The sequence below is a fragment of the Rhodanobacter sp. ANJX3 genome (assembly GCF_014200755.1).
Lineage (GTDB): Bacteria > Pseudomonadota > Gammaproteobacteria > Xanthomonadales > Rhodanobacteraceae > Rhodanobacter.
This window is the reverse complement of sequence record NZ_JACHCM010000003.1, coordinates 404366-418075: the sequence shown is the minus strand read 5'-3', so window position 1 is coordinate 418075 and position 13710 is coordinate 404366. Positions and strand designations below refer to the sequence as shown.

The window sequence follows — 13710 nt, the reverse complement described above, 5'->3', positions numbered from 1 at the left end:
ATAGAAAAGGCCGCTGATGCGGCCTTTTCTATGGGGCGATCACTCTCGGTTTTATGGACGGCTGAAGCTGACCAACTGCAAGGTGAGATCGCCGCCGTCCGCCTGCGTGATCTTTACCGGCACAGGATATTTCTGCGGCACATACCAGGCGTCGAAACGCTTGCTGCCGTCGTCGCTGCGCGCGACTTTTTCCGCCTTGAACGTGCCGGCCGGCACCTGCACCGATTCGGTGCCGGTAACCTTGTACTGCTGCTGCTCGACGCCCTGGCGCACGCCGACCGGTACGGTTACCGTCCGCTTGCCGCTGGCCAGCGCCAGCCCGATCGCCAACGGCAGGCTGTTGCGATCGGCCATGCCGGGAACGGCGGCGTAGCTGCCCGCACCCTTGCCCTCGTCGACGGTGACCTTGCCCGATGCCGGGTCCACGCTCATGTGGCGCTGCTTGCTTTTGAACGAGCTTTGCAGCTTGTAGTCGTAGCTGAGCGTGGCAGGTACGTCGTTCTGCCAGCGAAAACGCGTGGTTTCCTCCGAACTGGCGCCGATCATAGCGGCCATGCCGCCGGTGCCCTTGCTGGAGTTGCTGTAGGAATACTCGCCGTTGCCGGCGGTGCTGAGTTTGACGGTGGCGTCGCCGACCGGCTGACCATCGCTGAGCACCTGATAATGCGCGGTAAACGGCTGCGGCGAAGCGGCCAGCGCGTTACCGGTGGCGAGGGCCAGCGCGAGACCGGCAGCAAGAGCGGGGAGGCGGGAGAAAGTTTTCATGCCGCAAGTTTTGCGCAGACATCCTGAACGTGCCGTGCAGATCAGTCGGCGATGACCAGGCCGTCGTCGATCCACTGCAGCGGCTGCGCAAGCGCCCGCCCGTCGAATTGCACGGTGTCGTGCTCGATCGCGAGCTTGCCAGCGGCGATATCGGCAACCACTGCGACAAGCAGCCGATGCTCCAGCGGCAGCAGGCGCTGCGCCAGCCGCTGTTCGTCGTCCTCGGGTTCGATGGCCATGCGCACCTGCGCAATCACCGGGCCGCCGTCCAGCTCGGCGGTGACGTAATGCACGCTGGCGCCGTGTTCGCGGTCGCCGGCTTCGAGCGCGCGACGGTGCGTATGCAGGCCGCGGTATTTGGGCAGCAGCGAGGGATGGATATTGATCATCCGGCCGATCCACGGCGTCAGCGCTTCGCCATCGATGATCCGCATAAAGCCGGCCATCACCAGCAGCTCGGCGCCGCTTTGGGCCAGGCGGCCAAACAGCGCCAGATCGAAGGCGCGGCGGTCGGGATAATCACGTGGATCGAGTACCAGCGTCGGAACGCCGGCCGATTCGGCAACCGCCAGCGCGCCGGCGTTCGCCTTGTCGCTGGCGACCAGCACGAACTCGATCGGCACGTCGCCGCACTCGCGCGCCAGCAGCAGCGCCGCAAAATTGCTGCCGCGGCCGGAGGCGAGCACGGCGACGCGCAAGTGCTGTTTTCGCGTAGACATCGACCGCGCGCTCAGCCGATGCGCACGCGCTCGTCGCCGCGAGCCGGCTCGACTTCGCCGATGATCGAGCTGGCCAGGCCGTGCTTCTGCAGCAGCGCCCTAGCGGCGGTTGCCGCGTCGCGGGGCAGGATCACAGTGAAACCGATGCCGCAGTTGAACGTGCGCCACATCTCCTCGCGCGCCACGTTGCCTTCGTGCATCAGCCAGTCGAATACCGGCGGCAGCACGATGGTGCTGGCGTCCAGTGCAATGCCCAGACCTTCGGGCACCACGCGGATGATGTTCTCCTTCAGCCCGCCGCCGGTGATGTGGGCCATGCCGTGAACCGTGCCTTGCTTGAGCAGATCCAGAATCGGCTTCACATAGATAGTGGTCGGCGCCATCAGCGCATCGGCCAGCGTGGTCTCGCCGACGTCGAGGTCGAGCGGGCTGCCGGCGCGGTCGAGAATCTTGCGGATCAGCGAGTAGCCGTTCGAGTGCGGGCCGCTGGAGGCCACGCCGAGAATCACGTCACCGGCGACGATCGTCTCGCCGCCGAGCATCTGCGATTTCTCGACCGCACCCACGGTGAAGCCGGCCAGATCGTATTCGCCCGGTGGATACATGTCGGGCATTTCGGCGGTTTCGCCGCCGATCAGTGCGCAGCCGGCCAACTCGCAGCCCCTGGCGATACCGCCGACCACGGCCACGGTGGTTTCCACATCGAGCTTGCCGGTGGCGAAATAGTCGAGGAAGAACAGCGGCTCGGCGCCCTGCACCAGCACATCGTTGACGCACATGCCGACCAGGTCGATGCCGATGGTGTCGTGGCGGCCGAGAATCTGCGCCAGCTTCAGCTTGGTACCCACGCCATCGGTGCCGGAGACCAATACCGGTTCTTTATACTTGCCCGAAAGGTCGAAAAGTCCGCCGAAACCGCCAAGCCCGCCCATCACTTCCGGGCGGAAAGTGCGCTTGACCAGGGGCTTGATGCGTTCGACCACGGCATTGCCGGCGTCGATATCCACGCCGGCGGCGCGGTAGGTGAGGGCGTCAGACATGGCAGAAACCGGCGTGGATTGAGCCGCGCAGTTTAGCATTATGTGAGGACGGCACCGGGCGACACAGTGCGACCGGGCAAGCTGCCGATAGACGCTGGCGGCGCGATTGGGCAGACTTCCCCAGGGATTTCCCCGTTCGAAGATATCCAAGCCCATGCGCCTGTCACGCCTGCTCCTCGTCACCCTGCTGTTCGGTCTCGCCGTGCTGTCGCCGCTGCGCTCGCAGGCGCAGGGTTCGCCGTACTCGGTCATTGTGCCGGTCAACGACATCAGCGACGCCCAGCGCGATATCGCCTTCACCACGGCGCTGGGGCAAGTGCTCGCACGGGTCGCCGGTGGCCAGGATCTGCGCAGCAACCCCGGTTATGCCGATGCCACCAAGAACGCGGCGTCGCTGGTGCGCAAGTATCAGTATCAGCGCTCCGCTACCGGCATCAGCCTGCAGGTGGATTTTGAGCCGGGCACGATTCGCCGGCTGATAGCGACGCTTGGCGTGCCCAGCGCGGGCGTCAAGCCGCCGGTGCTGCTGCTGGTCGAGGGCGCGGACGGCAAACTGTTCGATTCATCGTCCCTGGGCAGCCTGGCTTCCTCGGCCAGCGCGCGCGGCACCAACGTGACCTATCCCGACGCCACCACTCCCCCGGACGCCGACAAGGCAGCGGCGGGCGATGCGGCCACGCTGGCGGCGATCAATCAGCAGTACCACACCGGCCTGGTACTGGTGGGCAAGCTGCGCAACGGCGGTGCCTCGTGGACGCTGATTTCCGGCGGCCAGCCGCAGACCTGGAGCAACAAGGGCGCGACCGAGGATGCGGTGCTGAGCGACGCCGGCAATGGCATGGTCGATCGCCTCGGCAAGCAGCTCAACGTGATCGGCTCCGGCATCAGCGAGGGCAAGGTCTGGGTCGATGGCCTGAAATCGGCGATGGATTACGCCAGCTTGCTGTCCACGCTGCGTGCCGATCCGTCGGTCAGCAGCGTCAATACGATCGGCGCACAGAACGATGGCGTGCTGCTCGATGTCAAGGCGTCAGTGCCGCTGAGTGCGCTGGCCGCCAATCTCGCCGCCGGCGGTCGCCTGCTGTTGTCGAAGAGCGCGCACGATGGTGCTGATGCCACGTTGAGCTGGCTGCACTGAACGCGTTGCTCGGTCGCGGCTGAAGGGCTGCCGTCGCGACCCTTTCGACGCGGACGATTTTTGCGGTAGACCGACGTTTCTGTTTCCCAACCCGTCCATACCTACCCATCAGTATCCTTCGATCCGGTTTCAGGGGCTTTCCATGAACTTACCTGCGACGCACGACGCTATTTCCCGCCGCTGGCAGATGCTTGCCATAGCGACCGTCATCGTTTATCTGCTCTGGCTGTTGTCGCCCGTGCTGATGCCTTTTGCCGTGGCCGGCATGCTGGCGTATCTGGGCGATCCGCTCGCCGATCGGCTGGAGCGGCTGGGTCTGAGCCGGGCACTGGCGGCGAGCATCGTTTTCCTCGTGCTGGTCATTGTGTTTGTAGCGGTGCTGTTGCTGCTGATTCCGTTGATATCGCGGCAGATCGAAAACCTCATCTCCAACTGGCCGCACTACGTCGATTGGGCGCAGAACACCGCGTGGCCCTGGGTGCAGACCAAGCTGCATCTTGATCCGAAGATGTTCCAGAGCGATCAGCTGATGGCCGACATCAAGGCGCACATCGGTTCGATCGGCAGCATCGCGACCGAAGTGCTGGGCAAAGTTTCACGCTCGGGCCTGGGTATCGTGCTGTGGCTGACCAACCTGGTGCTGATTCCGGTCGTGGCGTTTTATCTGCTGCGCGACTGGGATCGCTTGGTTGGCGCCATCGACCGCATGCTGCCGCGCTCGATCGAACCGACTGTTGCCTATCTGGCGCGCGAGTCGGACAAGGTGCTGGGTGCCTTTGTCCGTGGTCAGCTGCTGGTGATGCTGGCATTGGGTATTTTCTATGGCGGCGCGCTGTCGCTGGTCGGCATTTCGGTGGGCTTATTGATCGGCATCGTGGCCGGTCTGCTGAGCTTTGTGCCTTACCTCGGTTTCATCGTCGGCTTCGGCGGCGCGGTGATTGCCGTGCTGGTGCAATACGGCGACTTGACGCATCTGCTGATCGTGTGCGGCGTGTTCGTGGTGGGCCAACTGCTGGAAGGCTATGTGCTGGTGCCGAAGCTGGTCGGCGACAAGATCGGCCTGCATCCGGTGGCCGTGATCTTCGCCGTGCTGGCCGGCGGCGAGCTGTTCGGATTCCTCGGCGTGTTGCTGGCCTTGCCCGCTGCGTCGGTGATCATGGTGCTGCTGCGCTATCTGGTGGAGCGCTATCGCCAGAGTGAGCTGTACACCGAGGAAGGCGAAGAAGACCCGGTGATCGCGGAAGTGGAAATCGTCGTGCATAACGCCGATGGCAGCACGGTGGAAAATGAAACGACGGTGCCGCTGAAAGCCGGTCAGGTTCGTCCAGGCCAACCATGACTACGCAGTTGCCGCTCGCGCTGCGCTGGCCGCGTCGCCAGCGTTTCGAGCATTTCCATGCAGGCGCCAATGCCGCCGCCGTCGCTGCCGTGCAGGCGCTGGCAGGCGAGACGGATGCACCGTGGATTTATCTGCACGGTGCCCCGGGCAGCGGACGTAGCCATCTGCTGGTGGCGGCGTGTCAGGCGGCGCACGCGGCAGGGCGGGTAGTGCAGTATCTACCGCTGTCGACGCTCGGCGACAAGGCGACCGCGCTGCGCGGTGTCGTCGGCAGCGAGCTGCTGGCGCTGGACGATCTGGGCGCGATTGCCGGTGACCGCGACGCCGAGCATGCGTTGTTCGATCTCTACAACCGCGCCAAGGCCGATGGCAGCGCGCTGCTGTTCGCTGCCGACGCCACGCCATCGCAGCTGGAGCTGACCCTGCCCGATCTGCGCTCGCGCCTGGGCGCCTGCACACAGTTCGCGCTCAAACCGCTGGATGACGACGAACGGCGCGCGGTGCTGAAGGCGCAGGCCACGTCGCGGGGCATCCAGCTCGATGACAGCGTGCTGGACTGGCTATTTTCCCGTTATGCGCGCGACTTGGGCGCATTGCTTGAGCTGCTGGATCGGCTCGATCAGGCATCGCTGGCGGCGCAGCGGCGAATTACGGTGCCGTTTCTGCGGGACTTTCTGCGTCAGGCCGATGATCCGCCGACCTGAGCGGCTGGTTTCTATGCCCAGCTGAGCACCGCACAAACCCGATTCCCCAGGCGCCTCGATGGCGCCTTTTTTCGGCTGCAACGATGCCTAAAGCGATCGCCGGTCCGATTGGACGTCTATCTCCATCGAGCTGGCGCCAAGCCGGTGGCATCCCTTTCGGGTCGCGGTACGTGCAGAGCGTATCTGGCGGCCGATTATCTGCATGCCGGGCAAACCCCCAAAGTGCGGCCGTGATTTCCCCGCGTCCTGTGCGGCCAGAACTGCCAAAAAAGGGCAGGTAGAAATCGTTTTAAGCCGTGCCGTTTTTGTGCATCGCCATTCAGAAAATGGGCAGAAAGTGAATGTCGAGGGGTCGTGAAGCAGAAAAACCTGAGGAAAATCACAAAATAATCGTCTTTTCCCACAGGTAACTTATTTCAGGCACGGCTAATGCATCAAATTACACGACGCTGGATACATCGAATCAATATTCAATTGGACAAAGTTTTTATTAAAGCATTAATCCGACGACTCGGTTATCAGCTAATAATCGGCTTGAGGATGTAAATACGGGGTGGGTCGTCCTGCAGCAATCGCCGCAGGTCTGTCGAACGGTGAAGAAGCTTTATCCGTTCATTGTCATGGTCGTACGAGGAGCACGTAGCTCCGGAGGTATTGAAATGAATGCATCAATCAGCAAGTTTCTTCGCGAAGAAGACGGCATTACGGCGCTGGAATACGGCATTCTGGCTGCGTTGGTGGCGACGGCATTGGGTGTTACCTTTCTGCCGAAGCTTAAGGATTTATACGCAACGCTATTTACGACCATGTCAAATGCGGTGGCGAATGCTAGCGGCTGAACTGGTGAAGAATATCTTCGCGGTTCCCGTTTCTTCATGACGACTAGTTGCCAAGAAGATACTTCATTGTGATTAGCCTATCTAACTAATAGCAAGTCATAGGGACGTAATGCATGACTTCACCCCCGCAGGCCATGGCTATTTTGCTCTGTCTTTTAACCATTGTCAGCGATGTTATTGAACACCGGGTGCGTAATACATGGTTGCTTGCGGCATTGATTATCGGCGCGGGTTGGATGATCTGGTCATGGCTGAATGAAAACGGCGCTCCGCCATGGACGGCAGGGGTCGGGTTGCTGATTGGTTTGCTGGCGTTACTGCCCTTTTACGTCATGCGCTGGATGGGGGCAGGTGACGTGAAGTTTTTTGCCACGGTGGGGTTTCTGCTGGGTGGCAAGGCATTACTGCCGATATGGATCATCGCCAGCGTGCTGGGGGGCATACATGCGGTCGCGATCTTGCTGTCCCGCCTCGTGATGCGACACGCCGGACCCGGGCTGACTGCCGTGCAGGCGCAGGTGGGGCAGTCGCATCTCTGGCAGCGTGTGCTCGCGGCCAGAGCCGGACGTAAAGGCCTGCCCTATGCCGCGTACATGGCCGTCGGCGCGCTGCTGACAATGAAATTTACGGATTTAACGCACTGGTGAAGCCGATGAATATCGCGACTCGCTCGGGTTTTGCTGTCTCAGGATTGTGCGGCCGCGCCGGCGCGACAGGTCGCGGGCAAGCAATGGCGCTGCGCTCCCGGCAGCGGGGCGTGGTCGCTATCGAATACGCGCTGGTCTTTATTTTCGGGCTGCTGCCGCTGCTGCTGCTGACGATTTCCGGCGTGCTGATTTTCGCGGCCAAGCAGTCTCTGACGCTGGCCGCCGATAACGGCGCGCGCGCTGCGCTGCAGTATGGCGTGAACAATGCGGCTCGGCAGGCCGCGGCTTGCGCGGTCGCCGAGCAGTCCATGCAGTGGTTGCTGAATTTTTCCGGCGACACCCCCGACTGTACCGATGGGCCGATCGTGGTGTCGACCATCGCGTGCCCCTCCAACACCAGCCTGAGCTGTGTGCAGGTCGTGACCACTTTCAACTACCAAGCACATCCTTTTATTCCAGGCACGCAAATCGCTTACAACTGGCTGCTGGATTCCATCAGCAGCTCCGCCATCGTCCAGCTCGACAACACGTGAACCTAAGGATCGCCTGGCGATCCGGAGATTAGTCGATGCCGAAATTCACCCGCATAGCGGCTTTGTTACTGGTGGCGGTAGCGGTCGTTCTGGCTGTTCTGGCCTTCAGCATCGGTCGGCGCGCGGCCACACCGGTCGCCGCCGATGCGTCGGCTACGCACGGGCTCGGCTTTGCGCCCGAGCCAGCGACAGTGCCGGTGGTCGTTGCGGCAACAGCGCTGCCCGCGGGTACGCCGCTTACCGTGTCCTCCTTGAAGCTGATTAACTGGGCGCAGCGCCCTGCCGACGGTTACGGTGACGTGGATGCGGTGGTGGGTGGCGTGCCTTTGATCGATATTCCGGCAGGCACGGCGGTGACCTCCAAGGTGCTGGCTCGCGGGTTGTCGATGGCATTGAAGCCGGGCGAACGCGCCGTGGCGGTGCCGGTCGATGAGCAGGCCGGTGCCGGCAACCGCATCGTGCCGGGCGACTACGTTGACGTTTTCGTCAGCCTGAAGGCGCCGCCGGCGACGAGTTATCAGCCCGCCGCGCACGAGGTTGTACCGGATACATCGCAAACGCGTCTGCTGCTTTCCCGACTGCGTGTGCTGGCCTACGGCAGCGACGATCTGCCGTCGTCACCGGCAAAAACGCAGGCAGCGCCGATAGCCGGTGATGGCAAGCCCAGACCGTCCGGTGATGGCGACGCCCGGCCGGTCGCCACCACGGCACCGAACCAGAGCTCGCCGAAAGACGTGCCGCATACCGCCGTGCTCGCGGTACCGGTGGGCGAGGCGAGCCAGCTGCTGCTGGGCGTGCAGAACGGCAAGCTGTCGCTGGGCGTGCGCCAGCCCACCGATGAAGGCCAGCCGGACGATGCGCTGTTCCCGCAACCGCGCCCGGTGCTGGCCGCGCGCAGCGATCTCACCGCAGAGCAAAGGCAGCAGCTGCGGCAGCCGGAAAATCAGGCCTATGCCGGCATCGACGGCTCGGGTCTGGCTGGCCACGATCCGGCGGCGAGAAGTTTCGTTCGCGCCGTGCGTTCGAGCTCTTCTCCAAGCATCCAGATCATTCGTGGTGCCTCAGACGACAGCGCCCGCCCGGCCCGGAACAACCCATGATGCGATGGATCCTCTCCATGACCTCGATTGTGCACACTGCGCCGGCCCATCGTCAGCGAGCCATCGGCTGCTTCGCCTTGGCGATGATGGCGGTGCCCGCGGTAGTCATGACGGTATCTGCCGAGACGCTCGATCTGCAGGCGCACGAGCAGCGTCCGCTGCGGCTGGCCAAGGATCTCGAGCGGATTGCCATCGCCGATCCGGCGGTGGCCGATGTGGTGATGCTCAAGGGCCGGCCCGAGGCGCTGCTGGTCGGCAAGAAGCCGGGGCAGACGACCCTGCTGCTGTGGCACCGCGGCGCGGCGTCGCCCGAGCGGCTGGTGGTCAACGTGCGCAGCGCGCTGCAGGCGCATACCGAAGACGGCGGCGTGGATTTATCCGTGCAGGACGATAGCGCGCTGGTGCAGGGCAGCTCGCCTACGCTGCTCGATCACGAGCAGACGCGCGAAGCGGCATCGGCGGCCGTGGGCAGCAAGGGCCGTATTGTCGATGCTTCCACCGTCGCTACCGGCGGCGTGGTGCAGGTCGACGTCAAAGTGGTCGAGTTCGACCGCACGGCGCTGAACCAGCTCGGCCTGAGCTTCACCAACACGAACGGCGGTTTCAGCTACGGCGTGACCAGCCCCACTGCGACAGCCAATACGTCCGGTACCGGCGGCAGCGCGCTCACGTCGGCGTTCAATCTGGTGGCCGGTTCCACCACCGGCAAATGGAAGGCAAGCCTCAACCTGCTCAAGAGTGACGGACTGGCGCGCGTGCTGGCCGAGCCGAGTCTGGTGGCGTTGTCCGGCCAGAGCGCCAGCTTTCTGGCCGGCGGCGAGCTGCCGATTCCGGAGCCGCAGGGCCTGGGCACTACCACGATCGTCTACAAGTCGTTCGGCATCGGTTTGACCGTTACGCCGACCGTGCTGTCGGCCGACCGCATCGCGTTGAAGGTGGCGCCGGAGGCGAGTGACCTGGACTATTCCAATGCGGTGATCCTCAACAACATCTCGGTGCCAGCGCTCACTACGCGCCGCGAGGACACCACGGTGGAGCTCGGGGACGGCGAAACCTTCGTCATCGGTGGACTGGTCAGCCAGTCGGTGATGAGCACGGTCAACAAGATTCCGCTGCTCGGCGACCTTCCGGTCATCGGCGTCTTTTTTCGCGATCTCAGCTACAGCCGCCAGGACAAGGAGCTGGTGATCATCGTGACGCCGCATCTGATCAAACCGTTTGCCCGCGGCACCACGCTGCCGTTGCCGGGGCAGCGCGAAGCGAATCCGAATCTGCCGGTGTGGGGATCGTTCCTGCTCAATCCTGCCGGCTCGGACCAGTTGCCCGGGTTTTCGCGCTGAAGGCAGGAGTAACGATCATGCAGACACGCCCGATGCTTTATTCGATCAACAGGCCGGAGCTCGGCGTGGATCTTCCGTTCTACTCCTCCGACGAAAAGCGCGCCAAGCATGTGGCGACGCGGCTGCGACACATGGCGAACGTGCACTGGGTCGACACGCGCGATATCGGCGGCACCGGCGAGCCGGTGCATCTGCCCGGCTCGCCGCTGGTGCTGCTGGATTACTCGCTGATGCAGGCCGAGCACTCGTCCATGCTCGCACGCCGGCTGATCGACGGCACACCGGGCGTTTCGCTGCTGGCGGTCGGTTCGCTGGGCAACGACAAGGCCGGCGTGGTGCTGGCGGCGATGCGCGCCGGCGTGAATGAATTTCTCGACATCGATGCCAAGGACGAAGACATTAGCGAACTGCTGGCGAGAATGAACTGCGAAGTGCGAAGCCCCGCCGCGACGCCCGCGCCGGTGCCGCGTTCGCGCGGACGGCTTGTGCTGCTGCTCGGCGTGCGTGCGGGCATGGGTACCAGCACGCTGGCCGCACACCTGGGTTCGCTGGCGAGTTCGGAAAAATCACCGGCGAAAGGTGCGCCATCCGATGCCGCGGGCGTGCAGGTGCTGTTGCTGGATCTCGGCCGTCCGGCGGGTGACGCGGCGCTCTATCTCAGCCTGCCCAACGAATTCCACTACGAAAATGCGCTGAAGAGCGCCCGTCGTATCGACGCCACGTTGATCAGTACGGCTTTCAGCACGCATGACGGCCGGCTGTCGGTGCTGTCGCAGACGGCCGGTACGCTGGAGAAACCGGCCGACACGGCCGAGCTGCCGGTGCTGCTCGATCGTCTGCGCCTGCATTTCGATCTGCTGTTGACCGATGTTGGCGGCCTGCCCGTTTCGGAAGTGCCGCTGCCCCTGCTGCGCGAAGCCGATGAAATATGGCTGGTCGTCGACCAGAGCATTGGCGCCATGATGTCGTTGGATGCCATCCTGCGGCAGCTCGACGCTCGCGCCATGCGCGATGCACGGCTGTCCCTGGTCGTCAACCGGCACGACCCGAATGACGGCGTCACCGCCGCGCAGATCGCCAGCCGTTTCAACCTGCCGCTGCTGGCGCTGTTGCCGGAGCGTTCGCGCGCGCTGCGCGGCAGCGCCAATCAGGGCCAGCTACTGCATCAGACCTCGCCACGCGACTTGTATGTGCGGGCCTTGAAGGGCCTGCTCGGGCGGCTGCAGGTAGCCGATGCGTCGACGAACGAACGTGCCTGGTGGAAAAAGCTGATCGACAGGAAGGGCCGGTGAGATGGATATCGATCTGATCCCTTTCGAACACACCCAGCAGTTTCACGACACGGTATCGGCCGCGCACGAATTCCTGCTGAACCGCATCGAGGATCAGCGCCTCGACATTGCGACTTGGTCGCAGGCTACGGCGAGCAAATACGTCGGCATCGAAACCAACGCTTTCGTGCAGGAATGGCGCATCCCGATCAACGAAAGCGAAGTGCAGAAGGTGGCCTCGGCGCTGCTCAAGGAGTTGACCGGATACGGCCCGCTTGACGATCTGCTGTCCGATCCCGAGGTCGAGGACATTCTGGTCAACGGCTATCAGGACGTGTACGTCTCGCGCCACGGCGTGCTCAAGCGCGAGCCGGTGCGTTTCAGCGACAACCGCCACGTATTGCGCATCGTTCGCCGCATCCTCGCGCCGCTGGGGCGGCGGCTGGATGAAGCCAACCCCATGGTCGATGCGCGCATGGCCAACGGCGGCCGCCTCAATGCGATCATCGAGCCGCTGGCGGTGAGCGGGCCGAGCGTCTCGATCCGCAAGTTTCGCCAGGATCCGTTCACGCCCGACGACCTGATGGCGCGCGGCGCGTTCGACCACAACCTGCGTGCGCTGCTGCAGGCGGCGGTGGAAAGCCGCTGCAATATTCTGATTTCCGGCGGCACCAGCTCGGGCAAGACCTCGCTGCTCAACGCGCTAGCGAGCTATATCCCGTTGAACGAACGCGTGGTCACCATCGAGGACACCGCCGAGCTGTCGCTCAACCACCCGCACGTGGTGCGGCTGGAAAGCCGGATCGGCGGCTTTGACGGCAGCGGCGCGGTGACCACCCGCGATCTGCTGCGCAACAGTCTGCGCATGCGGCCCGATCGCATCGTGGTCGGCGAGGTACGCGGCGCCGAAGTGCTGGAAATGCTGCAGGCCATGAACACCGGTCACGACGGTTCGATGTCCACCATCCATGCCAATTCGGCGCGCGATGCGCTGAGCCGATTGGAAATGCTATGCGGATTCGCCGGCTTTCAGGGCAGCGAAGACAGCCTGCGTCGGCAGATCGCCAGCGCGATCGACTTTGTCATCCAGATAGCGCGTCTGAGCAACGGCCATCGCGTGATCTCGTCGGTAACGGAGGTGATTGGCCTGACCGACAGGATCATCACCACGCAGGAGATGTTTCACCACGAGATGTTTGTCGACACCAACGGCAGCGAGCGGAACCGCTGGCCCGCTCTGGGCTTTCATCCGCACACGTACAAATTGCACCCGTTTCGGGAGTTTCTCCAGCGCACCGCGATGGAGGTGCATGGATGATCCTCACGCTGGCGCTGCTCAGCATGGTCTCGCTGCTCATGGCTGGCGCCGTCGAACTGTGGTGGGGCAGCACTGCGCGACAGCAGCGGCGTCGAAGCGCGGAGTTCATCGAGCGCAGCCTCGCCAGCCGGGCGCATGTTGCGCCGCCGCTGCCCGCTGTCGCCGCGGGCAAGCCGATGCGGTCGCAGGCGCTGCCGACCGACAGCCTCTTTTTGCGCGCGGGTCTGCCGACCGGTTGGCGTCTGCCGGTTCAACTGGCGATGCTGGGTCTGGGGCTGGCGTGGCTCGGCGCCTGGCGCATCGGTACGCTGTGGGCGATGCCTGTACTGCTGGTGGCGTACTCACTGCTTGTATGGCTGTGGCTGCGTGGGCGTATCGAAAAACAGCGCCGGCAGATGATTCACCAACTGCCCGATTTTCTCGACGGCGTCGTACGCCTGGCCACGATCGGCAACAGTTTGCCGATGGCCTTCCAGACGGCGTCGAGTACGGTGCCCTTGCCGCTTCGCAGCGTGCTCGATCGCACCATGGTTTCCGTGCGCAGCGGCATGGATCTCGATCAGGCGCTGCAGCTGGCATCGCAGCCTTATCGGCTGGAGGCCCTGCAACTGCTGCAAGTCGTGCTGGGTACGGCGGTGCGTATCGGTGGGCGGGCCGATCATATCGTGCAGCGCATGAGCGACTTCATGCGCGATCTGGATCAGGCCCAGCACGAGCTGAGGGCGATTACCGCCGAGACGCGCATGTCGGCCTGGGTGCTGGGTCTTCTGCCGGTGGCGGTCGCGATCATCCTATCGCTGCTGAATCCGGCTTTTTTCCATCCGATGTTTACCGAGTCGCTAGGTCGCAAAATTCTGCTGATCGCCCTGGTCATGGAATTGTTCGGCGGCTTTCTGCTTTACCGGCTGGCGAAGTCGCTGTGATGGTCTTTGCCTTGGCGCATGGGAGTGTGTCTCG

At 63.6% G+C, this 13710-nt stretch carries 14 protein-coding genes; 11 read left to right on the top strand and 3 right to left on the bottom strand.

All coding sequences use genetic code 11. The features are described from left to right. Window positions 1–51 precede the first annotated feature (51 nt). The 3 genes from HDE76_RS10470 to purM are packed head-to-tail and all read right to left on the bottom strand — an operon-like array spanning window position 52 to window position 2563. Window positions 52–765, bottom strand: coding sequence for a DUF3108 domain-containing protein (locus HDE76_RS10470; protein ID WP_184507186.1), 714 nt, complete (start codon window positions 763–765; stop codon window positions 52–54). Between the two features lie 41 nt (window positions 766–806). After that, entirely contained in the window at window positions 807–1484 is a 678-nt protein-coding gene (gene purN, locus HDE76_RS10465; protein WP_184507183.1) for a phosphoribosylglycinamide formyltransferase, read from the bottom strand. 11 nt (window positions 1485–1495) lie between these two features. After that, window positions 1496–2563 (bottom strand): phosphoribosylformylglycinamidine cyclo-ligase, encoded by a 1068-nt coding sequence (purM, locus tag HDE76_RS10460; RefSeq protein ID WP_255481536.1) that lies wholly within the window; start codon window positions 2561–2563, stop codon window positions 1496–1498. 115 nt (window positions 2564–2678) lie between these two features. Here purM and HDE76_RS10455 point away from each other — a divergent pair, with 115 nt between their 5' ends. From HDE76_RS10455 to HDE76_RS10405, 11 genes are all read left to right on the top strand, one after another. Next, window positions 2679–3662, top strand: coding sequence for a DUF2066 domain-containing protein (locus HDE76_RS10455; RefSeq protein WP_184507176.1), 984 nt, complete (start codon window positions 2679–2681; stop codon window positions 3660–3662). A gap of 142 nt (window positions 3663–3804) precedes the next feature. Further along, the gene (locus HDE76_RS10450; RefSeq protein ID WP_255457667.1) at window positions 3805–5001 is read left to right on the top strand and encodes an AI-2E family transporter; all 1197 of its coding nucleotides are present in this window, start codon (window positions 3805–3807) and stop codon (window positions 4999–5001) included. Next, entirely contained in the window at window positions 4998–5705 is a 708-nt protein-coding gene (gene hda, locus HDE76_RS10445; RefSeq protein WP_184507173.1) for a DnaA regulatory inactivator Hda, read from the top strand. The genes HDE76_RS10450 and hda overlap by 4 nt, the downstream gene beginning before the upstream one ends. A gap of 593 nt (window positions 5706–6298) precedes the next feature. Then, entirely contained in the window at window positions 6299–6544 is a 246-nt protein-coding gene (locus HDE76_RS10440) for a Flp family type IVb pilin (protein WP_343205688.1), read from the top strand. A 113-nt stretch (window positions 6545–6657) separates the two neighbouring features. Continuing rightward, window positions 6658–7191: a prepilin peptidase gene (locus HDE76_RS10435; protein ID WP_255481535.1), complete on the top strand. Its 534-nt coding sequence runs from the start codon at window positions 6658–6660 to the stop codon at window positions 7189–7191. A 5-nt stretch (window positions 7192–7196) separates the two neighbouring features. Next, entirely contained in the window at window positions 7197–7724 is a 528-nt protein-coding gene (locus HDE76_RS10430) for a TadE/TadG family type IV pilus assembly protein (protein WP_255457665.1), read from the top strand. A gap of 35 nt (window positions 7725–7759) precedes the next feature. Continuing rightward, window positions 7760–8824 (top strand): Flp pilus assembly protein CpaB, encoded by a 1065-nt coding sequence (gene cpaB / locus HDE76_RS10425; protein ID WP_184507170.1) that lies wholly within the window; start codon window positions 7760–7762, stop codon window positions 8822–8824. 83 nt (window positions 8825–8907) lie between these two features. Continuing rightward, window positions 8908–10164 (top strand): type II and III secretion system protein family protein, encoded by a 1257-nt coding sequence (locus HDE76_RS10420; protein WP_179477904.1) that lies wholly within the window; start codon window positions 8908–8910, stop codon window positions 10162–10164. A 17-nt stretch (window positions 10165–10181) separates the two neighbouring features. Further along, window positions 10182–11456, top strand: coding sequence for a fimbrial protein (locus HDE76_RS10415; RefSeq protein WP_184507167.1), 1275 nt, complete (start codon window positions 10182–10184; stop codon window positions 11454–11456). Between the two features lies 1 nt (window position 11457). Next, window positions 11458–12753: a CpaF family protein gene (locus tag HDE76_RS10410; RefSeq protein WP_184507162.1), complete on the top strand. Its 1296-nt coding sequence runs from the start codon at window positions 11458–11460 to the stop codon at window positions 12751–12753. Continuing rightward, a complete protein-coding gene (locus tag HDE76_RS10405) occupies window positions 12750–13676 on the top strand; it encodes a type II secretion system F family protein (RefSeq protein WP_184507160.1) in 927 nt (308 codons plus the stop codon). Before HDE76_RS10410 ends, HDE76_RS10405 begins: the two co-directional genes overlap by 4 nt. The last annotated feature ends 34 nt before the right edge of the window (window positions 13677–13710 follow it).

Bases quoted from the DNA above. Each gene is read 5' to 3' on its own strand.
- HDE76_RS10470 (WP_184507186.1), bottom strand. From the start codon at position 765: ATGAAAACTTTCTCCCGCCTCCCCGCTCTTGCTGCCGGTCTCGCGCTG.
- HDE76_RS10455 (WP_184507176.1), top strand. From the start codon at position 2,679: ATGCGCCTGTCACGCCTGCTCCTCGTCACCCTGCTGTTCGGTCTCGCC.
- hda (WP_184507173.1), top strand. From the start codon at position 4,998: ATGACTACGCAGTTGCCGCTCGCGCTGCGCTGGCCGCGTCGCCAGCGT.
- purN (WP_184507183.1), bottom strand. From the start codon at position 1,484: ATGTCTACGCGAAAACAGCACTTGCGCGTCGCCGTGCTCGCCTCCGGC.
- HDE76_RS10405 (WP_184507160.1), top strand. From the start codon at position 12,750: ATGATCCTCACGCTGGCGCTGCTCAGCATGGTCTCGCTGCTCATGGCT.
- HDE76_RS10415 (WP_184507167.1), top strand. From the start codon at position 10,182: ATGCAGACACGCCCGATGCTTTATTCGATCAACAGGCCGGAGCTCGGC.
- HDE76_RS10410 (WP_184507162.1), top strand. From the start codon at position 11,458: ATGGATATCGATCTGATCCCTTTCGAACACACCCAGCAGTTTCACGAC.
- HDE76_RS10430 (WP_255457665.1), top strand. From the start codon at position 7,197: ATGAATATCGCGACTCGCTCGGGTTTTGCTGTCTCAGGATTGTGCGGC.
- cpaB (WP_184507170.1), top strand. From the start codon at position 7,760: ATGCCGAAATTCACCCGCATAGCGGCTTTGTTACTGGTGGCGGTAGCG.
- HDE76_RS10420 (WP_179477904.1), top strand. From the start codon at position 8,908: ATGATGGCGGTGCCCGCGGTAGTCATGACGGTATCTGCCGAGACGCTC.
- HDE76_RS10450 (WP_255457667.1), top strand. From the start codon at position 3,805: ATGAACTTACCTGCGACGCACGACGCTATTTCCCGCCGCTGGCAGATG.
- purM (WP_255481536.1), bottom strand. From the start codon at position 2,563: ATGCTAAACTGCGCGGCTCAATCCACGCCGGTTTCTGCCATGTCTGAC.
- HDE76_RS10435 (WP_255481535.1), top strand. From the start codon at position 6,658: ATGACTTCACCCCCGCAGGCCATGGCTATTTTGCTCTGTCTTTTAACC.